Source organism: Cupriavidus phytorum (genome assembly GCF_003254285.1).
GTDB lineage: Bacteria > Pseudomonadota > Gammaproteobacteria > Burkholderiales > Burkholderiaceae > Cupriavidus > Cupriavidus phytorum.
In genome coordinates this window covers 770,105-793,256 of record NZ_QKZN01000001.1, presented here as the reverse complement: position 1 = coordinate 793,256, position 23,152 = coordinate 770,105, and the positions used below count along the sequence as shown (strand labels likewise).

17 protein-coding genes are annotated in these 23,152 nt (G+C 68.0%); 10 read left to right on the top strand and 7 right to left on the bottom strand.

From position 1 onward, the window contains the following. Positions 1-72: 72 nt before the first annotated feature. Complete coding sequence (locus tag C7416_RS03395; RefSeq protein WP_111517110.1) at positions 73-1,614, bottom strand: methyl-accepting chemotaxis protein; 1,542 nt, start codon at positions 1,612-1,614, stop codon at positions 73-75. Between the two features lie 281 nt (positions 1,615-1,895). Here C7416_RS03395 and C7416_RS03390 point away from each other — a divergent pair, with 281 nt between their 5' ends. Next, a complete protein-coding gene (locus tag C7416_RS03390) occupies positions 1,896-2,333 on the top strand; it encodes a phasin family protein (RefSeq protein ID WP_111517109.1) in 438 nt (145 codons plus the stop codon). On the opposite strand, the gene C7416_RS03385 is transcribed toward C7416_RS03390, so the two are convergent. The 6 genes from C7416_RS03385 to C7416_RS03360 all read right to left on the bottom strand — a co-directional run bounded on the left by C7416_RS03385 (position 2,330) and on the right by C7416_RS03360 (position 8,826). Beyond that, positions 2,330-2,635 (bottom strand): DUF1272 domain-containing protein, encoded by a 306-nt coding sequence (locus C7416_RS03385; RefSeq protein WP_111517108.1) that lies wholly within the window; start codon positions 2,633-2,635, stop codon positions 2,330-2,332. The two genes, C7416_RS03390 and C7416_RS03385, sit on opposite strands and share 4 nt — an antisense overlap. A 91-nt stretch (positions 2,636-2,726) precedes the next feature. After that, the gene (gene gdhA, locus C7416_RS03380; protein ID WP_111517107.1) at positions 2,727-4,070 is read right to left on the bottom strand and encodes an NADP-specific glutamate dehydrogenase; all 1,344 of its coding nucleotides are present in this window, start codon (positions 4,068-4,070) and stop codon (positions 2,727-2,729) included. Between the two features lie 286 nt (positions 4,071-4,356). Beyond that, a complete protein-coding gene (locus tag C7416_RS03375) occupies positions 4,357-5,112 on the bottom strand; it encodes a DeoR/GlpR family DNA-binding transcription regulator (protein WP_092310324.1) in 756 nt (251 codons plus the stop codon). A gap of 158 nt (positions 5,113-5,270) precedes the next feature. Further along, complete coding sequence (gene phnY, locus C7416_RS03370; protein WP_111517106.1) at positions 5,271-6,734, bottom strand: phosphonoacetaldehyde dehydrogenase; 1,464 nt, start codon at positions 6,732-6,734, stop codon at positions 5,271-5,273. Positions 6,735-6,764: 30 nt separating this feature from the next. Then, entirely contained in the window at positions 6,765-8,036 is a 1,272-nt protein-coding gene (gene phnA, locus C7416_RS03365) for a phosphonoacetate hydrolase (protein ID WP_111517105.1), read from the bottom strand. Positions 8,037-8,109: 73 nt separating this feature from the next. Next, positions 8,110-8,826, bottom strand: a complete 717-nt coding sequence (locus C7416_RS03360) for a phosphonate utilization associated transcriptional regulator (RefSeq protein WP_111517488.1) — start codon at positions 8,824-8,826, stop codon at positions 8,110-8,112. A 264-nt stretch (positions 8,827-9,090) separates the two neighbouring features. On the opposite strand from C7416_RS03360, the gene C7416_RS03355 reads away from it, so the two are divergent. From C7416_RS03355 to C7416_RS03315, 9 genes are all read left to right on the top strand, one after another. After that, entirely contained in the window at positions 9,091-10,125 is a 1,035-nt protein-coding gene (locus C7416_RS03355; protein WP_111517104.1) for a putative 2-aminoethylphosphonate ABC transporter substrate-binding protein, read from the top strand. Positions 10,126-10,196: 71 nt separating this feature from the next. Then, a complete protein-coding gene (locus tag C7416_RS03350; RefSeq protein WP_111517103.1) occupies positions 10,197-11,339 on the top strand; it encodes a putative 2-aminoethylphosphonate ABC transporter ATP-binding protein in 1,143 nt (380 codons plus the stop codon). Next, on the top strand, positions 11,330-13,168 hold the full coding sequence (locus C7416_RS03345) for a putative 2-aminoethylphosphonate ABC transporter permease subunit (RefSeq protein WP_111517102.1): 1,839 nt from the start codon (positions 11,330-11,332) through the stop codon (positions 13,166-13,168). Before C7416_RS03350 ends, C7416_RS03345 begins: the two co-directional genes overlap by 10 nt. A 38-nt stretch (positions 13,169-13,206) precedes the next feature. Beyond that, positions 13,207-14,340, top strand: a complete 1,134-nt coding sequence (locus C7416_RS03340) for a 2-aminoethylphosphonate--pyruvate transaminase (RefSeq protein WP_111517101.1) — start codon at positions 13,207-13,209, stop codon at positions 14,338-14,340. A gap of 252 nt (positions 14,341-14,592) precedes the next feature. Next, positions 14,593-15,444, top strand: a complete 852-nt coding sequence (locus C7416_RS03335; RefSeq protein WP_111517100.1) for an EamA family transporter — start codon at positions 14,593-14,595, stop codon at positions 15,442-15,444. Positions 15,445-15,543: 99 nt separating this feature from the next. After that, positions 15,544-18,030, top strand: a complete 2,487-nt coding sequence (locus C7416_RS03330; protein ID WP_111517487.1) for a GcvT family protein — start codon at positions 15,544-15,546, stop codon at positions 18,028-18,030. 328 nt (positions 18,031-18,358) lie between these two features. Next, entirely contained in the window at positions 18,359-21,193 is a 2,835-nt protein-coding gene (locus tag C7416_RS03325; RefSeq protein WP_111517099.1) for a xanthine dehydrogenase family protein molybdopterin-binding subunit, read from the top strand. Further along, positions 21,190-21,750 (top strand): (2Fe-2S)-binding protein, encoded by a 561-nt coding sequence (locus C7416_RS03320; RefSeq protein WP_111517098.1) that lies wholly within the window; start codon positions 21,190-21,192, stop codon positions 21,748-21,750. The genes C7416_RS03325 and C7416_RS03320 overlap by 4 nt, the downstream gene beginning before the upstream one ends. Further along, positions 21,750-23,033, top strand: a complete 1,284-nt coding sequence (locus C7416_RS03315; RefSeq protein WP_111517097.1) for a c-type cytochrome — start codon at positions 21,750-21,752, stop codon at positions 23,031-23,033. Before C7416_RS03320 ends, C7416_RS03315 begins: the two co-directional genes overlap by 1 nt. Positions 23,034-23,152: the final 119 nt, after the last annotated feature.

Genomic DNA, 23,152 nt, shown 5'->3' with positions numbered 1-23,152 from the left:
CGGATCACATCTATACCGAGGGGGCGCCAGCCCTCTCCCTCTTGGGGAGAGGCAAAACCGGCGGCTGGCCCGTCAGGCCGCCAGCCTGAACGTCGCCACGGCCTCCTTCAGCCGCTGCGCCTGTTCCTCCAGCGAACCCGCCGCCGCCGCGGCCTCTTCCACCAGCGCCGCGTTCTGCTGCGTCACGGTATCCATCTGCGTCACCGCCTGGTTCACCTGCTCGATGCCCGAGCTCTGCTCGGCCGACGCGGCGCTGATCTCGCCCATGATGTCGGTTACGCGCCTGACCGCGGCGACGATCTCTTCCATGGTCTGGCCCGACTGCGTCACCAGCATCGAGCCCTTCTCGACGCGATCGACCGAATCGCCGATCAGCGCCTTGATCTCCTTGGCCGCGGTCGCGCTGCGCTGCGCCAGCGTGCGCACCTCGCCCGCCACCACGGCAAAGCCGCGGCCCTGCTCGCCGGCGCGCGCGGCTTCCACCGCGGCGTTCAGCGCCAGGATATTGGTCTGAAACGCAATGCCCTCGATCACGGCGATGATGTCGACCACCTTCTTCGACGCGCCGTTGATCTCTTCCATGGTCTCGGCCACCTTGCCCGCGACTTCACCGCCCTTGGCGGCGATATCCGAGGCGTTGACCGCGAGCGTGCTGGCCTGGCGCGCGTTGTCGGCGTTCTGGCGCACGATGCTGGTCAGCTCTTCCATGCTGGCCGCGGTCTGCTGCAGCGACGAGGCCTGTTCCTCAGTGCGCTGCGACAGGTCGGTGTTGCCGGCCGCGATCTGGCTGGTGCCCGACACGATCGACTCGGTGCCGGCGCGCACCTGGCGCACGATGCGCAGGATATTGGCGTTCATGTCAGCCAGCGCCTGCAGCAGCTGGCCGGTTTCGTCGCGGCTGTCGACGTCGATGCGGCTGGTCAGGTCGCCCGAGGCCACGGTGCGTGCCACCGCCACGGCGCGATGCAGCGGACCCGTGATGCCACGGGTCAGCCAGAACGCGAACGCAATGCCGATCCCCAGCACCACCACGCCCAGCCCGATCAGGCTGGAGCGCGCATTGACGTAGATGGCGTTGATCTCGCGCGCGGTGGCGTCGATGCTGGCGCGCTGGATGTCGAGCAGCTTCTGGATCTCGGCCAGGTAGGCGTCGCCCGCCGGCACGAACTCCTGCTCCAGGACCTGATTGGCTTCCTCGGTCAGGCCTTCCTGCTTGAGCTTCGTGATCTTGTCGCGGCCGTTGTTGTACGGATCGCGCACGCTCAGGATCTTCTGGAACGCGGCCTTTTCCTGCTCGGAGCTGAGCATCGGCTGCAGCTTGTCGCGCAGCTGCGCAATGCCTTCGATCGAGGCCTTGGTCTCGGCGGCAAAGAACTGGCCCAGCGACGGGTCGGCGCTGCGCGCCACCGCGGTGGTACGGCGCACGCTGGTATGCATGAGGCGGTACCAGTCGCTGACCAGCCGCTCCTTGGTCAGCGGCTGCTGCATCATCGCGTGCGTGCGCTCGGCCACCTGCTGCAGCCGCAGCATGCCCAGGCCCGTCATCAGCGCCGCAAGCAGCAATACCACCCCAAAACCGATGCCGAGGCGAACCCCGATACCTAGATTCTTCATTTCTTCTACCTGATTAGCATTGGTCACGGCGAAGTGCTGCCGCGCACGGCATGGCTCGGCGCAACGCTCTTCGCTCTCATCGTCCGCGGGCGGGCCGGGTCGGGCCATACGCACAGGCGGGCTATGGATGCCAACGGCAGCGGCGACGGTAACTTTAGGGTCTTCCTCGATTGACGGCCAGAAGTGTGCGGATACCGGCTATAGTGGACAGGATCCCGGCCAAAGGGCGCGCCGTCCCCGCCGCCGGCCGACCTGCCAGTCCTTGCACCAGGAGACCCAGCATGGCCACCACGCCTCCCAATCCCTTTGCCGATTTCACCAGGATGATGGAACAGTTCCGCCTGCCGGGCGTGGACATGAGCGCGGTGGTCGAAGCACGCCGCAAGGACATCGAAGCCCTGGCCGAGGCCAACCGGCTGGCCTATGAAGGCATGCAGGCCATCGTGAGGAAGCAGCAGGAGATCTTCGCCCAGACCATGCAGCAGCTGCAGGCGGCCGCGCAGCAGTACGGCACGGCGGGCAACCCGGCCGAGGCCATGGCCAGGCACAGCGAGTTCGTGCAACAGCAGCTGCACCAGGCGCTGGAAAACATGCGCGCGCTCGCCGAGACTGCGCAGAAGGCGCAAGCCGAGGCGCTTGCCGTGATCAGCAAGCGCGCCGAACAGAACGTGAAGGAGGCTGGCGAAATGCTCCAGCCGAAAACCAAACCCCGCGGCTAGCGCCGCTCGGGCAAGACCTGGCCCACCGCCTCGACCAGGCGGGCATGCGCGGCCAGGTCCACCGGCCGGTGCTTGATCTTGTTACTGGCCGGGTTGTTGCCCAGGTAGTTGCCGTTCTTCCAGTCCTGCGCCGGCCGCACCGGCCGCGGCGCAAACCCGCCGCCGCAGTTCGGGCAGACATTGCCGAGCAGCTCGACGCAGCCCGCGCAAAAGGTGCATTCGAACGAGCAGATGCGCGCTTCGGTGGAATCCGGCGGCAGCGGCTTGTTGCAGTGTTCGCAGCCTGGTCTGAGTTCCAGCATGGTGCGTGGCTCCTTTGCGGGATGAGCGGTTCGGGACCGCCATCGTAGCCGGATTCCGCGCGGCCGGCATGGCGCCGGCCGCTGCTTCACGTCAGATCACGCCCTGCGCCAGCATGGCGTCGGCCACCTTGACGAAGCCGGCGATGTTCGCGCCTTCGACGTAGTTGATATAGCCATCCGCCTTCTGGCCATGGTGGATGCAGTTCTGGTGGATGTCCTTCATGATCGCGTGCAGCTTCTCGTCGACCTCGGCATGGTGCCAGGACAGGCGCATCGCGTTCTGCGACATTTCCAGGCCGGAGGTGGCCACGCCGCCTGCATTGCTGGCCTTGCCCGGCGCGTACAGGATTTTTGCGTCGACAAAGCGGTCCACCGCTTCCAGCGTCGACGGCATGTTGGCGCCTTCGGCCACGCAGATCACGCCGTTGCCGAGCAGGGTCTCGGCGTCGTTGCCGTCGAGTTCGTTCTGCGTCGCGCACGGCAGCGCCACGTCGGCGGGCACATGCCACGGGGTGCGGCCGGCTTCGAAGGTCATGCCGTGGCGGGCGGCAAAGTCCGACAGGCGGCCGCGCTCTTCATTCTTGAAGGCCATCACTTCGGCCAGCTGCTCGGTAGTCATGCCCTGCGGGTAGTGCAGGACGCCGCCGGAGTCGGACAGCGTCAGCACCTTGGCGCCCAGCTCGATGGCCTTCTCGGCCGCGTACTGCGCCACATTGCCCGAGCCGGAGATCAGCACGCGCAGCCCGTCGAAGCCGCGCCCGCGGCGGTGCAGCATTTCCTGGGCGAAGTAGACGGTGCCGTAGCCGGTCGCCTCCGGGCGCATCAGGCTGCCGCCGTAGGCCAGGCCCTTGCCGGTGAACACGCAGGCCGACTGGTTCGACAGCTTCTTCATCATGCCGGCCATGAAGCCGACCTCGCGCGCGCCCACGCCGATGTCGCCGGCCGGGATGTCGGTATCCGGGCCCAGGTGGCGGTACAGCTCGGTCACCAGCGCCTGGCAGAAGCGCATCACTTCAGCGTCGGACTTGCCCTTGGGATCGAAGTCCGAGCCGCCCTTGCCGCCGCCCATGGGCAGCGTGGTCAGCGCGTTCTTGAAAGTCTGCTCGAAGCCCAGGAATTTCAGCACCGACAGGTTCACGGTCGGGTGGAAGCGCATGCCGCCCTTGAACGGGCCGATGGCCGAGCTGTGCTGCACGCGGAAGGCGCGGTTGACCTGCACGCGGTTCTGGTCGTCGGTCCATGCCACGCGGAACTGGATCACGCGCTCGGGCTCCACCAGCCGCTCGAGCAGGGCCTGGTCGGCGTAGCGCGGATTGCGCTCGACGAACGGCCACAGCGTCATCATGACTTCCTTCACGGCCTGGAGGAATTCGGGTTGATTGGGGTCGCGGCGGGCAACCCCCGCCAGAAATGCTTCAAGGGAAGGAGAATTCACGGATGTCTCTTGCTGTGCTGGAGTGGCAGGATCCGGCAGCCTTGCCGGCTGGATGCCGGTCTGCGGTGCCGTCTGGCGTTGCGCCGATGGAAGGTGGGTCGCCTCCGGTTTATCGGACGGGCACGGCTGACCGTGCCGGTCCGACAACCCCGCACTTTAGCACCGCCATGGGGCACACGACAGTCAAAACACCTGTGACAGCGGCGTCAAAGCCGCAATTTGGTGCGAGTACTGGCGGATTTGCGTGCGATCAGCGGACAGGCCCTGCCCTGGCCAGGCGAGTCCGTCAGGCAATCAGCAGCTTGTTGCCCCGTTCCTTCAGCGCCGCGCCCAGCTCCGGCTCCGGCGCCATGTCGGTAATCACCCAGGCCGCCAGCTCGGCATGCTTGATGGTGACGCCGGTGTTGCGGCCGAACTTGGTGTGGTCGGCGACCACGCAGGCCACGTCGGCCGCCAGCAGCATGCGGCTGCGCAACTCCGCCGCGGCGCGCGAGAAGTCGCAGATCTCGCCGCGCGGCGTGATGCCGCCGATGCCGATAAAGGCGAAGTCGGTGTGGTAGCGCGACAGCTGCTCGATGGTGTCCCAGCCATGGGTGGCGTCTTCGTTGTCCTGCAGCTCGCCGCCCAGCACGATCACGCGGTTGCCGTTGCGCCGGCCCAGCAGCTGGGCGATGGCCAGGTCGTTGGTGTAGACCAGCAGGTTGTGGTGCCCGTGCAGCGCCTGCGCCACCGCATGCGTGGTGGTGCCGTAGTCCAGGATCAGCGAGGCGCCGTCGCGCACCAGCTCGGCCGCGCGCACGCCGATGGCGCGCTTGCCCTCGGCATTGACCTGCGCGCGGGTCTGGGTATCGGGCTCGGTCCGGTCCGGCGCCAGCGCGCCGCCATGGGTCAGCACCAGCAGCCCGCGCGTGGCCAGCGCGTTGAGGTCGCGCCGGATGGTCTCGCGCGACACGTCGAGCTCGCTCACCAGCTCGCTGATGGCCAGCGCGCCGGTCGCGGACAGCTGATCGAGGATGTATTTCTGCCGTTGTTCGGCGAGCACGGGGACTCCGGGTGGGTCGGGGACTTGGGGGCTGATTCTAGCGCAGCCTATCCTTGGCGTGCGAAGGCGCCCTGCCCTGAAAACGACCGCTGGCAGGCTCCCTCTCCCGCTTGCGGGAGAGGGGAGCAAACCAGCGCCCGGGCCATGCCTTCAGTGCCTCACCCCCACGGCAACGTAATCGTCTTCAAATTGGTAAAGCCCTTCGCCGCCTCCTGCACCCCCTCCTTGTACCCCAGCCCCGAATCCTTGATGCCGCCGAACGGCGTCAGCTCGATGCGGTAGCCAGGCACTTCCCACAGGTTGACGGTGCCCACATGCAGCGAATTGGCGATCCTGGTGAAGGCCTCGATATTGTTGGTGCAGACCCCCGACGACAGACCGAACGCGGTGCCGTTGGAAATCCGGATGGCATCGTCCACATCGCGGAAGGTGATGATGGGCGAGACCGGACCGAAGGTTTCCTCGCGCACCACCGTCATCGACGGGTCGACGCGGTCGATCACGGTGGGCGCGTAGCTGGCGCCGTTGCGCTGGTTGCCGACCAGCAGCCGCGCGCCCTGCGCCACCGCCTCGTTGACTCGCGCCTCGAACAGCTGCGCGGCCTGCTCGTCGATGACGGTGCCCATGTCGACGCCGCGGTCCATCGGGTCGCCGTACTTCCACGCACGGGTCTTCTCCACCACCAGTTCAGTAAAGCGCGCCGCCACGGCCTGGTGCACCAGCATGCGCTTGACCGCGGTGCAGCGCTGGCCGGAATTCTTGTACGAGCCCTGCACCGCCAGGTCGGAGGCACGGTCCAGGTCGGCGTCGTCCAGCACGATCAGCGGGTCGTTGCCGCCGAGTTCCAGCACCACGCGCTTGTAGCCGGCCTTGCTGGCGATGTACTTGCCGATCGCCACGCCGCCGGTGAAGGTGACCAGGTCCACCGCCGGGTGCGTGATCAGCTCGTCGGCGATCTCGCGCGGGTCGCCGGTGACCACCTGGAACATCTGCGGCGGCAGGCCGGCTTCGTACAACAGGTCGGCCAGGTAGAACGCCGACAGCGGCACCTTTTCCGACGGCTTGAGCACCATGCGGTTATTGGTGGCGATCGACGGCGCCACCTTGTGCGCGACCTGGTTCATCGGGTGGTTGAACGGCGTGATGGCGCTGATCACGCCCATCAGCGGCTCGCGCTGCGTCATCACGCGACGCTTCTTTCCGTGCGGCGTCAGGTCGCACGAGAACAGCTGGCCGTCGTCGCGCAGCGCCTCGGTGGCGGCAAAGCCCAGCACGTCGGCGACGCGGCCAATCTCGTACAGCGAATCCTTCTTGGACAGGCCGGATTCCAGCGTAATCAGGTCAGACGCCTCCTCGGTGCGCTCGCGCAGCAGGGCCGCGGCGCGGTTCAGGATGGCGGCGCGCTCGTAGCGCGTCAGCGTGGCGCGGTAGGCCTGGCCCACTTCGAAGGCGCGGCGCACGTCTTCGAGCGTGGCCTTGGGCACGGTGCCCACCAGCGCGCCGTCGAACGGATTGCGCACTTCGATGACGCGCTCGCGCACGATCTTCTGGCCGTCGATGCGCAGCGCCTCGGCGCGGAAATGCGGGCTGACGGCGCCAGCGGGAAATTGGGGGGCGTTCATGGTCTCCTCCGGTAGATGCGATGCAGGCATTCAGTGCAGGTGGTTCAGCGCGACATCGAAGATGTCGAAATTGCGCAGCACGGCCTTGCCGGGAATGCCGGCGGTGGCGCGGTTGAACACCAGCGGCACGGTCTGCTCCGACACGCCGCCGTGCGAGCGCAGCGGCGCGTCGAGGCCGGACAGGTCATGGCGGCTGCGGCTGGTGCCCAGCACCACGTGCTTGTCGCTGGTGACCACCAGGTCGCCGACGCGGTCGGACGGCAGCTCGAAGCGCGCACAGGCGTCGGCGTTGGTCAGCACGCTTTCCACGCCCTGCAGGTCCGACAGGCGCGCCTGGATCGCGGCGGCGTCGGCATCGTCGGGCAGGTAGATGGTGGCGTAGGAGCCCAGCGCGCCATGGTGGACCACGTACGGATCGGTGATCGGCAGGATCACGCGCGCGCCGCCCTCCTCCACGCCGCGGCCCAGCCAGGCGTCCAGCTGGTCCTGCAGGTAGATCACGTTGGGCGCCTTGGTGGCCTCGTCATGCTTGGCGTTCATGCCGTGGTCGGCGGTCAGCGCCACCACGCAGCCGAGTTCGTCCAGCCGCGCCAGGTACTTGTCCATCATTGCGTAGAAGGCATTGGCACCGTCCGAGCCGGGCGCGAACTTGTGCTGGATATAGTCGGTGGTGGACAGGTACATCAGGTCCGGGCGGCGCGTTTCCATCAGGCGCACGCCGGCGGCGAAAACGAACTCGGACAGCTCGGCGCTGTAGACGTCCGGCACCGGCATGCCCACCAGCTCGAGCACGCCGTCGATGCCGTTTTCCGGCACGGTGGCCTGGTCGGCCTTCTCCGACGAGAAGCAGATGCCCCGCATGCCGTGGCCCAGCAGCCGGCGCAGCTTGTCCTTGGCGGTGACCACCGCGACGCTGGCGCCGGCCTCGGCAAAGGCGGCCAGGATGGTGCCGGCGCGCAGGTACTTGGGGTCGTTCATCATCACTTCCTCGCCACGCCCGCCGTTGGCGCTGCGATCGAAGAAGTAGTTGCCGCAGATGCCGTGCACCGCGGGCGGCGCGCCGCAGACGATGGACAGGTTGTTGGGGTTGGTGAAGGTCGGCACCACGCAGGCGCCGCGGAAGGCCGAACCCGCCTCCAGCAGCCGCTTCAGGTAAGGCGCGCGGCCGCTGGCCGCGGCGGCTTCCAGGTAATCGAACTCGCAGCCGTCGACGCAGACCACCACGACGGGCTGCTGCATCCAGCGATAGCTGCGCTGGTTGACGGTGATGGTGCGGGCGTTGCTGGCGTCGATATCGGGCATGGTCGGTTCCTGTGCGGGATCGCGGTCGCTAAGGTGGTCGGTAAGGCGGTAGCTGAGTTGCAGTCGGTCGGATTCAGGCGGCGGCGTCGGTGCCCGCGCTGGTAGCCGATGTGGCCACCGCGGCATGCATGCGCGCGCGGCCGCGCTCGACGTGCTCGCGCATCAGGCGCGCGGCCAGTTCGCCGTCGCGCGCGGCAATCGCCGAGACGATGGCGCGGTGCTCGCGGGTGGAATCGGGCATGGCGGCGTGGCTGCGCGACAACGCCTCGCGCCGGAACAGCGTCAGTTCCTTGACCAGGCGCCGGTAGGTCTCCAGCAGCTTGCGGTTGCCGGCCAGCTCGACCATGCGGTCGTGGAACGACAGGTTCAGCCGCGTGTATTCGTCGACATCGCGCGCCTGGCTGGCCGCGTCGAGCGCCTCCACCAGGGCGCGCAGCTCGCGCAGGCTCTCGGGCGTGATGCGGGCGGCCAGCTGCCGGCCGATGAATTCGTCCAGCACCGCGCGCAGTTCATAGATCTCATCGGCTTCCTCCACCGAGATCGCGCGCACGTACACGCCGCGGTTCTTCTCGGTGCGCAGCAGGCCGGCCTGCTCCAGCGCACGGAAGGCCTCCCGCACCGGGCCGCGCGACACATTGAGCTGCCCGGCGACTTCGATCTCGTTGAGCTTGGCGCCCGGCGCCAGTTCGCCGGACATGATCCGCAACTCCAGTTCGCGCTGCACCAGGGTGGTCAGCGACTGGCTCTGCAGGATGGTGATTTCGCTCGCCAGCGGGGCTTGGCGTGACATGAACACTCCCGATTGTGACGGATTCAGCAGTATCGAAAATCCTTATTGCCATTAAAGCAAGCGGTTTGTATATTGTCAACAATCAAGACATCGGCGCAGTCAGATGGGTGACGAAGCAAGCGCCAAAAGTCGGGCACATGTCTTGCAAGTGTTGTAGCACAAGGGTTTCACGGTGATTCGATGTTGTGCAGCGCGCCCCGTGGCATTGCAACAAATTCACCACATTGACACATTTCTCCACCTACAATGCCGGAAGGAGTCCCCATGCAACCGTCCTTCACCACCACCCTGCGCACCGCCGCGACCCTGCTTGCGCTAGCCGCCTCCGGCACCGCGCTGGCCCAGAAGACCACGCTCACCGTCTATACGGCGTGGGAAACCGAGACCCTCAAGCCCTATGCCGAAGGCTTCGCCAAGGTGGCGCCCGATATCGAGCTGAAATACGTGCGCGATTCCACCGGCGTGATCACCGCCAAGGCCCTGGCCGAGAAAGCCAACCCGCAGGCCGACGTGATCGCCGGGCTGGCGGCGTCGAGCCTGGAACTGCTCAAGCAGGAAGGGATGCTGGTGCCCTACACCCCCAAGGGCTTCGAGAAGCTGACGCGCGACTACAGCGACAAGGCCACGCCGCCGTCGTGGGTGGGGCTGGATGTGTGGGGCGCGACCATCTGCTTCAACACCATCGAGGCCAAGAAGCGCAACCTGCCCCGCCCCGAGACCTGGAAGGACCTGGCGAAGCCGGTCTACAAGGGCACCATCGTGATGCCCAACCCGGCCTCGTCCGGCACCGGCTTCCTCGACGTGACCGCGTGGCTGCAGCTCTACGGCGAACAGGAGGGCTGGAAGTACATGGACGCGCTGCACGAGAACATCGCCCAGTACACGCATTCGGGTTCCAAGCCCTGCAAGCAGGCCGGCTCCGGCGAATTCCCGATCGGCATCTCGTTCGAGCTGCGCGCGCACAAGACCCTGGCCGCGGGCGCGCCGATCGAGATGATCTTCCCCAAGGAGGGCCTGGGCTACGACATCGAGGCCGCCGGCATCGTCAAGGGCACGAAGAAGATGGAGGCCGCGCAACGCTACCTGGACTGGCTGGCCAGCAAGGAAGCCAACCATCTGTTCGCCAAGGACTGGGCCATCGTGGCCTACCCCGGCGTGGCGAGAAAGGTCGAGACCATTCCCGCCAACTACGAGCAGATGCTGGTCAAGAACGATTTCGGCTATATCGCCAAAAACCGCGAGCGCGTGCTGACCGAATGGCAGAAGCGCTACGCCAGCAAGTCGGAGGCCAAGCAGTAGCCACCCGTCGTCCCGCGAAAGCGGGACGAACGGCAAAGATCGATACCACATCGCGCGAGGACTCCCACGCCATGCAAGCCCCCACATCCACGGCCGAGACCTATCTCAGCCTGAAAGGCATCCACAAGCGCTTCGGCGGCAGCAGCAGCGCCTTCGTCGCCCTGCACAACATCGACCTCGACGTGCGCCAGGGCGAGCTGCTGTGCTTCCTGGGCCCGTCGGGCTGCGGCAAGACCACGCTGCTGCGCATCATCGCGGGGCTGGAATCGCAGAACGCCGGCACCATCCACCAGGGCGGGCGCGATATCTCCACGCTGCCGCCGATGGAGCGCGACTACGGCATCGTGTTCCAGTCCTATGCGCTGTTCCCCAACCTGACCGTGGCCGACAACGTCGCCTACGGCCTGGTCAACCGGCGCATGCCGCGCAACCAGCGCCGCGCGCGCGTGGCGGAACTGCTGACGCTGGTGGGACTGCCCGACCGCGGCAACCAGTACCCGGCGCAGCTGTCGGGCGGCCAGCAGCAGCGCGTGGCGATCGCGCGCGCGCTGGCCACCTCGCCCGGCCTGCTGTTGCTGGACGAGCCGCTGTCGGCGCTCGACGCGCGCGTGCGGGTGCGCCTGCGCAGCGAGATCCGCGCGCTGCAGCAGCGCCTGAACATCACCACCATCCTGGTCACGCACGACCAGGAAGAGGCGCTGTCGATGGCGGACCGCATCGTGGTGATGAACCAGGGCGCGATCGAGCAGGTCGGCACCCCGGCGCAGGTCTACCAGCGCCCGGCCACGCCGTTCGCGGCGGACTTCGTCGGCAAGACCAACATGCTGGGCGCGCGCGTCTGCGGCGACGGCGAGCTGCACCTGGGCGGCGTGCGCATGCGCTGCGCCGCGCCGGCGGGCTGCTGCCCCGACGAGGACGTGCAGGTGTTCTTCCGCCCCGAAGACGTCTGCGTGCGCGGCATCGAACAGCATGGCCCCAATGTGCTGGAGGCCACCGTCGACAAGATCGAATTCCTCGGCGCCTTCTCGCGGCTGACGCTGCGGCTGCCCGACACCGCGCCCGCGGCAGCGGGTGCCGCCGGCGCGCCCGGTGGCGCGCTGTATGCCGACCTCTCGCTCAATGACCTGCACGAGCTGCGCCCGCACACCGGCGACCGGCTGCGCCTGGCCATTCCCGCTGACCGTATCCGCATCTTCCGCCACGCATGCGCATGAGCCTCACTGCGGCGCCGGCCACCACGTCTGCCTCCCTGCCGGCTACCGACACCCTAGCCCCCGCCTCGGCCAGCGCGCCGACGGGGCCCGCCAACCCCGGCGCGCAGCCCTCGCCGCAGGCATCGCCGATCTCGCCGGCGCTGGTCGCCACCGCGGTGCGCGCGCACTGGACCGACCGCCTGGCCCACGTGCTGCTGGCACTGGCCGCGCTGGCGCTGGCCTGCTTCGTGCTGGCGCCGATCGTGATGATCCTGGCCAAGAGCGTGCAGAACCGCGACGGCACCCTGGCCGGCATCGCCCACTTCCGCGCCTACTTCGAGTCGCCCGCGCTGCTGCGCTCGGTGTGGAACAGCCTGTGGGTCTCGGCGCTGGCCACCTGCATCACGGTGCCGCTGGCGTTCGGCTTCGCCTATGCACTCACGCGCAGCCGCATCGCCTGCAAGGGCCTGTTGCGCAACCTGGCACTGATACCGCTGCTGGCGCCCTCATTGCTGGCGGCGATCTCGTTCATCTTCTGGTTCGGCAACCAGGGGCTGTTCAAGCCGTGGATGGGCAGCACGCAGATCTACGGGCCGCTGGGCATCGTCGCGTCGCTGGTGTTCGCTACCTTTCCGCATGCGCTGATGATCCTGATCACGGCGCTGTCGCTGACGGATGCGCGGCTGTATGAGGCCGCCGATGCGCTGGGCACCTCGACCGTGCGCAAGTTCTTCACCATCACCGTGCCGGGCGCGCGCTACGGGCTGGTCAGCGCCGCCATGGTGGTGTTCACCTATGCGATCTCGGACTTCGGCATCCCCAAGGTGATCGGCGGCAACTTCCACATGCTGGCGACCGATATCTACAAGCTGGTGATCGGCATGCAGGACTTCTCGCAGGGCGCGGTGGTGTCGCTGATGCTGCTGGTGCCGGTGGCCGTGACCTACTGCGTCGACGCGCGCGTGCAGCGCCGCCAGATGGCGCTGATGTCGGCGCGCTCGGTGCCCTACGTGCCGCGCCGCAGCCCGCGCTATGACATGGCCATGGCGGTGTTCTGCTGGCTGATGGCGGCGCTGATGCTGGCGGTGATGGGCATGGCGGTGTACGCGTCCTTCGTCAAGCTGTGGCCATACAACTTCTCGCTGTCGCTGAACCACTACCGGGTCGGGCTGGTCGAGGGCGGCGTGGTCGATTCCTACCTGAACAGCTTGCGCATGGCGGGCCTGGCCGCGGTGATCGGGCCGGTGTTCATCTTCGCCACCGCCTACCTGCTGGAGAAGACCCGCGGCATGGACTGGCTGCGCGGCTTCGTGCGGCTGATGGCGGTGCTGCCGATGGGCGTGCCGGGGCTGGTGCTGGGGCTGGGCTACATCTTTTTCTTCGTGCCGCAGGCCAATCCCCTGCACGGGCTGTACCAGACCCTGGGCATCCTGGTGCTGGTGACCATCGTCCACTACTACGCGTCGTGCCACCTGACCGCCGTGACCGCGCTCAAGCAGCTCGACAGCGAGTTCGAGGCCGTGTCGGCATCGCTCAAGGTGCCGTTCTACAAGACCTTCTTCAAGGTCACGGTGCCGGCCTGCCTGCCCGCCATCCTCGAGATCTCGCGCTACCTGTTCATCAATGCGATGACCACGGTCTCGGCGGTGGTGTTCCTGTACGGCGCCGACACCAAGCTGGCCTCGGTCGAGATCGTCAACCTGGACGAGTCCGGCGACATCGGCCCGGCCGCGGCAATGGCCACGCTGGTGGTGCTGACCTCCGCCGGCGCCTGCCTGCTCTATTACCTGCTGCAACGCGTTCTCGATTGCAAGACCCAGGCCTGGCGCCAGGGCCAGGGCAACGACTGATCTTCCCTCATTCACTCCTTCCCAATCAGGAGCTCACCATGATCCGCGGCAACGACCCGATCCTTCTGACCCCCGGCCCCCTGACCACCTCGCTCGCCACCAAGCAGGCCATGCTGCGCGACTGGGGCTCGTGGGATGCCAGCTTCAACAGCATCACGCGCAGCCTGTGCGACGACCTGGTGCGCATCGTCCACGGCGAAGGCACCCATGTGTGCGTGCCGATGCAGGGCAGCGGCACCTTCTCGGTGGAAGCGGCGATCGCCAACGTGGTGCCACGCGACGGCAAGGTGCTGGTGCCGCAGAACGGCGCCTATTGCCAGCGCATCCTGAAGATCTGCAAGGTGGTCGGCCGCGCCAGCGTGGAGTTGCCGATCCCGGAAGACCAGCCCGCCACCGCAGCGCTGATCGAGGAAGCGCTGCGGCGCGACCCGTCGATCACGCACGTGGCGCAGGTGCACTGCGAGACCGGCGCCGGCGTGCTCAACCCGCTGCAGGACATCGCCCTGCTGTGCCAGCGCCTGGGCAAGGGCCTGATCGTCGATGCCATGAGCTCGTTCGGCGCGATCGAGATCGATGCCCGCACCATGCCGTTCGATGCGCTGGTGGCCGCCACCGGCAAGTGCATCGAGGGCGTGCCCGGCATGGGCTTCGTGCTGGTGAGGAAAGACGTGCTGGAAGCCAGCCAGGGCAACAGCCACTCGCTCGCGCTCGACCTCTACGACCAGTACGTCTACATGCAGAAGACCACGCAGTGGCGCTTCACCCCGCCGACGCACGTGGTGGCGGCATTCCGCGCGGCGCTGGACCAGTTCCTGGAAGAAGGCGGCCAGCCGGTGCGCGGCGCGCGCTATCGCCGCAACTGCGACACGCTGGTGCAGGGCATGGCGGCGCTGGGCTTCCGCACCTTCCTGCCGGCGGCGGTGCAGGCGCCGATCATCGTCACCTTCCACGCACCGGCGGATGCGCGCTATGACTTCAAGACCTTCTACGCCAAGGTGCGAGAGCGCGGCTACATCCTGTACCCGGGCAAGCTGACCCAGGTGGAAACCTTCCGCGTCGGCTGCATCGGCGCGATCGACGACAACGAGATGCGTAACGTGGTGACGGCGATCGGCGAGGTGCTGAGGGAGATGGGGATCGAGATGCAGGGGCAGTTGGCGGAGGCGGCGTAGCTCATATTCCTCCAACGCCCAGCAGCAAGCTCCCCTCTCCCGCCTGCGGGAGAGGGGCGGGGGAGAAGGCAGGAGCTTGCAGTATTGCAGGCGCCCGAATTGCGACGACACAATCTGCCTCGTCGCGCGGCGCATGCCTGCGCTATTGCCACCGCCGGCCCTCTCCCCCAACCCCTCTCCCGCGCGCGGGAGAGGGGAGCAAACAAGCGGGCGTACGAATGCACCAGCAGATCACAAGAACAACTACCCTTCATGTCCCTCCCCCCCGATTTCCACGGCCTTGCCTTTGCCGCCGTGATGCTGTCGGCGCTGATGCATGCGTCGTGGAACGCCATCGTCAAGATCGGCGGCGACAGGTTGTCGTCGATGGCGCTGATCGACACCTTCTGCCTGCTGGTGGCGCTGCCGTTCCTGTTCCTGGTGCCCATGCCGGCACCGCAGGTATGGCCGTTCCTGCTGGCCACGGTGGCGCTGGAGGTGGTCTACAAGCTGTCTTTGGTGGCCGCCTACAACCGCGGCGACTTCAGCCAGGCGTATCCGCTGATGCGCGGCTCGGCGCCGATGATGGTGGCGATGCTGCTGTTGCTGAGCGGCAGCGAACGGCTGGGCCCCGGCGGCTATGCCGGCATTGCGCTGATCTGCTGCGGGCTGGTCAGCCTGGTGCACTGGCGCCGGCAGGCGCCCGACCTGCTTGGCTTCGCGCTGCTGGCCGGGGCCTGCCTGGCGGGCGGCACCGTGATCGACGGCACCGCGGTCAAGCGCCATGGCGAGGTGCTGACCTACATTGTCTGGCTGCAGGCAATGTCGCATGTGTTCATGCCCGGCTATGCCTTTGCCCGCCGCGGCACGTCACTGCTGGCGCTGCTGCGTACGGAATGGAAGCGCGCCGGCATCGGCGGCATCAACCGCGTCGGCTCGTATGCGCTGATGCTGTGGGCCATGACCATGGCGCCAGTGGCCAAGCTGGCGGCGCTGCGCGAGTCGAGCGTGATCTTTGCCGCGTTGCTGGGGCACTTCCTGCTGCGCGAGGCTTTCGACCGGCGCCGCGTGGTGGCCACTGCGCTGGTGCTGCTGGGCATCGTCACGCTGCAGCTGGCGCGTTGAGGCGCTGACGGGTCTGTTGCGTTTTGCGTTGTTTATTGGCGTTTTGTGGCATACCATGGCATGCATCCTCCACCGCCTTCGCCCCGCGCGCTGAACATCATGTCTCCTGCCCTTCCTGCCCACACCCGCGTCGTCATCATCGGCGGCGGCATCATCGGCTGCAGCGTTGCCTACCACCTGACCAGGCTCGGCTGGACCGACGTGGTGCTGCTGGAGCAAGGCCAGCTGTCGTGCGGCACCACCTGGCACGCAGCCGGGCTGGTCGGCCAGCTGCGTTCGCAGGAAAGCATGACCAGGCTGATCCGCTATTCCACGCAGCTCTACAGCGAACTGGAAGCGGACACCGGCCTCGGCACCGGCTGGAAGCAATGCGGCTCGCTGTCGGTCGCGCGCACCGCCGAGCGCATGACGCAGCTGCGCCGCACCGCGGCGGTGGCGCGCGCCTATGGGGTGGAATGCGAGGTGATCTCGCCCGCGCAGGCCGGCGAACTGTGGCCGGTCATGCGCACCGACGACCTGCTCGGCGCGGTCTGGCTGCCCGGCGACGGCAAGGCCAACCCGACCGACCTGACCCAGGCGCTGGCACGCGGCGCGCGCAGCCGCGGCGTCCGCATTGCGCAGGACACGAAGATCACCGCGATCCATACCCGCGATGGCCGCGCCACCGGCGTCAGCTGGCGCAGCAAGGCCGGCGACGAAGGCCGCATCGAAGCTGAGATCGTGGTCAATTGCGCCGGGCAGTGGGCACGCCAGGTGGGGCAGATGTGCGGCGTGACCGTGCCGCTGCATTCGGCCGAGCACTACTACATCGTCACCGAGCGCATTGCCGGCGTGCATCCCGACCTGCCGGTGATGCGTGACCCCGATGGCTTCATCTATTTCAAGGAGGAAGTCGGCGGGCTGGTGATGGGCGGCTTCGAGCCGGACGCCAAGCCCTGGGGCATGCAGGGCATCCCGGAGCCGTTCGAGTTCCAGCTTCTGCCCGACGACTGGGACCAGTTCCAGATCCTGATGGAAAACGCGCTGGTGCGCGTGCCGGCGCTGGAAACCGCGCAGGTCAGGCAGTTCTACAACGGCCCGGAATCGTTCACGCCGGACAACAATTTCATCCTGGGCGAGGCGCCGGAGCTGCGCAACTTCTACGTCGGCGCGGGCTTCAATTCGATGGGCATCGCCTCGGCCGGCGGCGCCGGCATGGCGCTGGCCGAATGGATCGTCGCGGGCGAGCCCACCATGGACCTGTGGCCGGTCGATATCCGCCGCTTCGCCGGCTTCAACGGCAACCAGAGCTGGCTGCACGACCGCGTCAAGGAAACGCTCGGGCTGCATTACGCGATGCCCTGGCCGAACCGCGAACTGGAAACTGCGCGCCCGTTCCGCCGCTCGCCGCTGTATGGGCAGCTGCGCGATGCCGGCGCCAGCTTCGGCAGCAAGATGGGCTGGGAGCGGCCCAACTTCTTCGCGCCGGCGGGCGCATCGCCACAGATCGAATACGCCTTCGGCCAGCAGAACTGGCTGCCGTGGAGCGGCGCCGAGCACCGCGCCTGCCGCGAAGGCGTGGCGCTGTTCGACATGAGCTCGTTCTCCAAGTACCTGGTCAAGGGCGCCGACGCCGAGGCGGTGCTGCAGTACGTGATGAGCAACGACGTGGCGGTGCCGCCGGGCCAGACCGTCTATACCGCGATGCTCAACGAACGCGGCACCTATGAATCCGACCTGACCGTGACGCGGCTGGCGCACGACCAGTATCTGGTGGTGACGGGTTCGGCGCAGACCACGCGCGACTTCAGCTATATCGAGCGGCTGATCCCCGCGGACCAGCGCTGCGTGATCGTCGATGTCACCGGCCAGTACGCGGTGCTGGCGGTGATGGGACCGCGCTCGCGCGAGCTGCTGCAGAAGGTGTCGCGCGCGGATTTCTCCAACGAAGGCTTCCCGTTCGGCAGCTCGCGCGAGATCGACCTGGGCTACGCCACCGTGCGCGCGACCCGCCTGACCTACGTCGGCGAGCTGGGCTGGGAACTGTACGTTCCGGTCGAATTCGCGGTGGGCGTGTACGAGACCCTGCATGAGGCCGGCCGCACGCTCGGGCTGGTCAATGCCGGCTACTACGCGATCGAGTCGCTGCGGCTGGAAAAGGGCTACCGCGCCTGGGGCCGCGAGCTGTCGCCGTCGGTCAACCCGTTCGAGGCGGGACTGGCGTTCGCCTGCAAGCTGCCCAGCGGCATCGACTTCCGCGGGCGTGAAGCGCTGCTGCGGCTGCGCCAGGCGGGCGCGCCCAAGCGGCGCATGGTGGTCGTGACGGTCGACGGCGCCAGCGATGCCATGCTGTGGGGCGGCGAGGCCGTGCTGCGCACCGGCCCCGACGGCAGCGTGCGCGCGGTGGGATCGCTCAGTTCCGCCGCCTTCGGCCATACGCTGGGCTGCCCGGTCGGCATGGCGCTGCTGGCGCGCGAGGACGGGCCGGCCGATGCGGCGTGGCTGGAAGCCGGCAGCTACCACGTCGACCTCGCCGGCGCCCTGCTGCCCGCGCGCGTGCACCTGCGCGCGCCCTACGACCCGGCGTCGGCGCGGCCGAAGGCCTGAACGCAAGGACCTGAGCGGACAGCCGGCGGGGGAATATTCGCGCTGGCTGATAACCACTATTCAAGGCCCTGCCTTGAGGTAAACCCTAGGCCACGGCGACAATCGCGGGGTCAGCGCAGCCGTTCAGCGCCAGGACCATGACAACCATGCCCCGCCCCGATTCACCCGCGCCGCAGCCGTAGTGACTGGCGGCACGCCATGCCCTGCAGCGGCCGCACCATCGCGGCCGCGTCCCCTGAACACCTGAACCGTATCCGCGCCAGCCCCCGGACTGGCCCGCGGATGGCTGCCCTTGCCGCGCAATCTTGCGCAATCCCCAAGGAAATCCATGCCCAGCTTCAACCCTTCACGGCGCACCTTCCTCAAAGCCAGCGTCGTGGCCGGGGTGTCGGTCTATATCGCACCCATCGGCGGCAAGGCTTTCGCGGCCTTGTTCGAAGACAAGATCCTGACCCCCGTGCAGTGGGACGCCAAGGCCGGCGCGCCCCGGTTCCGCATCGACGGCATCGCCAAGGTCACCGGCGCCAAGGTGTTCGCGCGCGATATCCGCTCGCGCGACATGCCGCACTGGCCGCGGCAGCAGTCGCATGCCTTCATCCTGCGCGCCACCCGGGCCGACTGCGTCTACGAGGGCTTCGACCTCGGCGTGCTGGGCGACGAACTCAAGCCCGACCGCGTCGTCACCGCCGACGACCTGGCCCGTGACGGCGTCGCCTTTCCCGCCTTCTACGGCGACGACATGCTGCTGCCCGCCGGCAAGACGCCCGCCTACCTGGGCCATGCGGTGGCGATCCTGATCTACCACGACTTCGCGCGCTTCCGCTTTGCCAAGGACAAGCTCAAGTTCCGCGACGACGTGATCCGCTATGGCGCCGGCACCGGCCCACTGGAACGCGACCCGTGGGGCACCTTCCGCTTCGTGCGCGTGGGCGGCGCCACGCCCTATTCGGATGACGTGTTCTCCAGCCTGAAGCACGCGCCGGTGTTCCCCAGCATGATGCGCAAGCACCAGCCGGTCTGGCCGGACGGCAAGGACCACGGCCAGCTCGGCGAACAGGGCATGCACCACGCCGCGCGGATCCGCGCGCAGCTGGCCAGGCCGTCCGACGACTGGCTGGTGCTGGAGCGCGAGTACAACTCGCAGTCGGTCGACACCGCCGCGCTCGAGCCCGACAACGCCAACTGCTGGTACGACGCCGCCGCGCAGGCGCTGCACATGGTGGTGCCGACGCAAGGGCCCAACGAGGTCGCCGAAAGCGTGGCCGAGATGCTGGCGAAGGCCAGGGGCGCATTCCCGGTGAAGCAGGTGTTCCTGCACCCGTGCTACACGGTCGGCTACGGCTCCAAGGACCACTACAACTTCCCGTTCTATGGCCTGGTCACGGCGCTGTACGCCGACGGCAAGCCGGTGCGGCTGGCCAACGACCGCTACGAGCAGTTCCAGACCTCGATCAAGCGCCATGCCTTCAGGATGCGCTACCGCATCGCGGTGGACCGCAACACGGGCCTGTTCCAGGCGTTCCAGGGCGACCTCGAAGCCAACGGCGGCGGGCGCTCCAACTTCTCGCCGTCGGTGGCAATGGTCGGCGCCACCGCGGCGCAGTCGATCTATTACTTCCCCAACAACGACCTGACCGCGGTGGCGATCGCCTCGCGCGCCGTCGATGCGGGCTCGGCGCGCGGCTACGGCACGCTGCAGAGCATGGCCGCGACCGAGATGATGGTCGACGAATTCGCCGAGCAGCTCAAGCTCGACCCGATCGAATTCCGGCTGAAGAACGCGCTGCGCTCGGGCATGAAGAACACCCAGGGCGCGATCCCCGCCGGCGCGATCCGCGTCGACGAGGTGCTGGAGGCGGCGAAGGCCTATCCGCTGTGGACCCATCGCGCCAGCAAGAAGGCCGAGTACGAAGCCGCCCACCCGGGCCGGCGCTATGGCGTGGGCTTTGCCTGCGTGCAGAAAGACTTCGGCACCGGCGCGGAAGCGTCGTTCGCCAAGGTCGAGCTGAAGGCCGACGGCAGCATCGTGCTGCATCACTCGGGCGCCGAGATCGGCACCGGCATGTCGACCTCGCAGGCCGCCGCGGTGGCGCGCTGGCTCGGCAAGCCCGCGGGCGAGGTGCGCACCTCCGTCACCGACTGGACCGACCTGCCGGTGACCAGCTCCGGCGATCCCTACCTGATGAGCCAGGCCGAGCAGGACAGGCTGTCGGCCAATCCGCGCTGGTCGCCGGCCTATGCGTCGCCCGCCAGCGCCACCAACTCGGCCTACTACTTCACGCACAGCACGCGCGAGGCCGCGCGCGTGGTGTTCCTGCACGGCCTGTGGCCGGCGGCGATGGCGATCTGGAGCCGGGGCATCGGCGGCGGCCAGGCGGCCTCGCTGGTGGTGCGCGTGGAAGACGCGCGCTGGGTCGACGGCAAGCTCAGCGCCGGCGGCCTGCAGGCGCTGCCGCTGGAGCAGCTCGCGGCCAAGGCGCACGAGCTGGGGCTGGTGACCGGCGCCACCGTGCACGCCTTCAACCGCTGGCAATGGAGCGAGGCCGATTTCGACATCAACGGACAGGCTGCGCGGCTGCCGGTCGATGGCCTGTCGGTGCGCTACGGCGACGGCGCCGATGCAGCACGCAAGGCGCGCATGCGCAGCCCGGGCGGCTGGCATGTGCTCGATCGCAGCAAGGTACATATCGCCCCCACGCAGCGCAACAACGCCGCGGTGACCTACTACAGCGCGGTCGGCACCTTCGTCGAGCTGTCGGTGCACGAGGCCAGCGGCAAGGTGGAAATCCTGTCGCACCACTCGATCATGGAATGCGGCACGCAGTTGTCGCCGCAACTGGTGTCCGGCCAGCTGCAGGGCGGCATCGCCATGGGCATCGGCCACGCGCTGCATGAATACCTGCCGCTGTACGAGGACGGCCCCGGCAACGGCACCTGGAACTTCAACCGCTACCACCTGCCGCGCGCCAGCGACGTGGCGGTGTGGAGCCAGACCGGCACGGTGCTGCCGCCGGTCACCGAAACCGACCCGCCCAAGGGCATCGCCGAGGTGGTGATGATCCCGGTGGTGGGCGCCATCGTCAACGGCATCGCGCATGCCATCGGCCACCGCTTCACCGACCTGCCGGTGACGGCGGCCAAGATCCAGGAGGTACTGGCATGAGCATCGCCACCCAGCCCATCACGCTCAACCTCAACGGCAAGGACGTCGGCCCGGTCGACGTGCCCGAAGGCCTGATGATGATCGATTTCCTGCATGAATACCTGGACCTGACCGGCTCGCGCCTGGGCTGCGGCCAGGGCATCTGCCACGCCTGCGTGGTGATCCACGACAAGCCCGACGGCACCAGCGAGGAAGTGCGCAGCTGCATCACCGGCGCGCACTGGTTCCATGGCCGCAAGGTGCGCACCGTGGAAGGCCACGGCAAGCGCAACGAGCAAGGCGAGGTGGTCGAGCTGACGCCGGTGCAGCAGAAGTTCCTGGAGCATTTCAGCTTCCAGTGCGGGTATTGCACGCCCGGCTTCGTCAACGGCGCCACCATCCTGGTGGAACAGCTCAAGCGCAAGCCGGTGCCGAAGGACCAGGTCGAGGCCACCATCACCCGGGCGCTGGACGGCCATATCTGCCGCTGCACCGGCTACGTGCGCTACTACGAGGCGGTGAAGGACGTGATCACCAGCACGCCGGGCCTGGTGCTGGACAGCGGGAGCGACAAGTGATGCAGCGCACGCCCCTGATGATCGCCACGCGCGCCGCGCTCGCAGCCATTGCCGCGGCCGCGGTCATGGCCGGCTGCGGCAGCCGCACCGAAGCCATTGCCCCCGCCGCCGACCAGGCGCCGCAGGGCCAGCTGTCGCCCGCCGAGCAGATCGCGCGCGGCCGCTACCTGGTGCGCGCCGCCGACTGCGCCGCCTGCCATACCGCGCCGCAGGGCGCGCCGTTCGCCGGCGGCGTGGAACTGGCCTCGCCCTTCGGCACCTTCTACGGCACCAACATCACGCCGGACAAGACCCACGGCATCGGCAACTGGAGCGCGGACGACTTTTACAAGGCGCTGCATGACGGCAAGGCCTCGGGCAAGCAGCTGTACCCGGCGATGCCGTACACCTCGTACCGCGGCCTGTCGCGCGCGGATTCGGATGCCATGTACGCCTACCTGATGCAGGTGAAGCCGGCCGCCGTGGCCAACCGTCCGCACGACCTGCAGTTCCCGTATAACCTTCGCTTCGCGCTGGCGGGCTGGAACCTGCTGTTCCTCGAGGACAAGCTGCCGGACGCGTCCAAGGGCAATTCGGCATCGTGGCAGCGCGGCCGCTACCTGTCCAACGCGCTGGGCCACTGCGCCGAGTGCCACACGCCGCGCGCCGCGTTCGGCCGGCTGGACCTGTCGAAGCCGCTGGCCGGTTCCGCGCTGGCGCGCGTCGGCGCGCCGGACATCACGCCCGCCGGCCTGGCCGCGCGCGGCTGGACCGCCGCCGACCTGCAGCAGTTCTTCGCCACCGGCATCGCGCCGCAAGGCTCGGCCTTCGGCGAAATGTACCCGGTGGTGCATCTGAGCAGCCAGTACCTGAACCAGGCCGACCTGGCCGCGATGACCACCTACCTGCTTGGCGACCAGCCGCCGGCGCCGCAGCCGGTCAAGGCCGTGAGCGCCGACGCCGCGCAACTGGCACCGGGCCGCCGCCACTACGTCGCCGTCTGCGCGGGCTGCCACGGCCGCGAGGGCGAAGGCAAGCCGCACGTGGCGGTGTCGATGGCCGGCAACTCGACGGTTCGCAACGCCGACGCGCGCAACCTGCTCGTGTCGATGCTGGACGGCATCGCGGCGCAGCGCTTTCCGGGTGTGGAGGCGATGCAGGAAATGCCGGGCTTTGCCGAACGCATGAGCGATGAAGAGCTGGCGCAGCTGGCCAACTACCTGCGCGCGACGTGGGGCGGGCAGGCGGCCGATGTGAAGCCGGGTGATGTGAAGGCGCTGCGCGCGGCCGGGCCGGGGCATTGACGCTTGCTTGCGGCGCTAATCGCCTGCCTGCGGCGCTAATCATCCCGCCGGTTTGCTCCCCTCTCCCACTTGCGGGAGAGGGGCCGGGGGAGAGGGCAGGCGCTGGCATACCGACGCGC

Coding starts and splice junctions, on each gene's coding strand:
- C7416_RS03395 (WP_111517110.1), bottom strand. CDS start 1,614: ATGAAGAATCTAGGTATCGGGGTTCGCCTCGGCATCGGTTTTGGGGTG.
- C7416_RS03390 (WP_111517109.1), top strand. CDS start 1,896: ATGGCCACCACGCCTCCCAATCCCTTTGCCGATTTCACCAGGATGATG.
- C7416_RS03385 (WP_111517108.1), bottom strand. CDS start 2,635: ATGCTGGAACTCAGACCAGGCTGCGAACACTGCAACAAGCCGCTGCCG.
- phnY (WP_111517106.1), bottom strand. CDS start 6,734: ATGAACGCCCCCCAATTTCCCGCTGGCGCCGTCAGCCCGCATTTCCGC.
- phnA (WP_111517105.1), bottom strand. CDS start 8,036: ATGCCCGATATCGACGCCAGCAACGCCCGCACCATCACCGTCAACCAG.
- C7416_RS03360 (WP_111517488.1), bottom strand. CDS start 8,826: ATGTCACGCCAAGCCCCGCTGGCGAGCGAAATCACCATCCTGCAGAGC.
- C7416_RS03355 (WP_111517104.1), top strand. CDS start 9,091: ATGCAACCGTCCTTCACCACCACCCTGCGCACCGCCGCGACCCTGCTT.
- C7416_RS03350 (WP_111517103.1), top strand. CDS start 10,197: ATGCAAGCCCCCACATCCACGGCCGAGACCTATCTCAGCCTGAAAGGC.
- C7416_RS03345 (WP_111517102.1), top strand. CDS start 11,330: ATGCGCATGAGCCTCACTGCGGCGCCGGCCACCACGTCTGCCTCCCTG.
- C7416_RS03340 (WP_111517101.1), top strand. CDS start 13,207: ATGATCCGCGGCAACGACCCGATCCTTCTGACCCCCGGCCCCCTGACC.
- C7416_RS03335 (WP_111517100.1), top strand. CDS start 14,593: ATGTCCCTCCCCCCCGATTTCCACGGCCTTGCCTTTGCCGCCGTGATG.
- C7416_RS03330 (WP_111517487.1), top strand. CDS start 15,544: ATGTCTCCTGCCCTTCCTGCCCACACCCGCGTCGTCATCATCGGCGGC.
- C7416_RS03325 (WP_111517099.1), top strand. CDS start 18,359: ATGCCCAGCTTCAACCCTTCACGGCGCACCTTCCTCAAAGCCAGCGTC.
- C7416_RS03320 (WP_111517098.1), top strand. CDS start 21,190: ATGAGCATCGCCACCCAGCCCATCACGCTCAACCTCAACGGCAAGGAC.
- C7416_RS03315 (WP_111517097.1), top strand. CDS start 21,750: ATGCAGCGCACGCCCCTGATGATCGCCACGCGCGCCGCGCTCGCAGCC.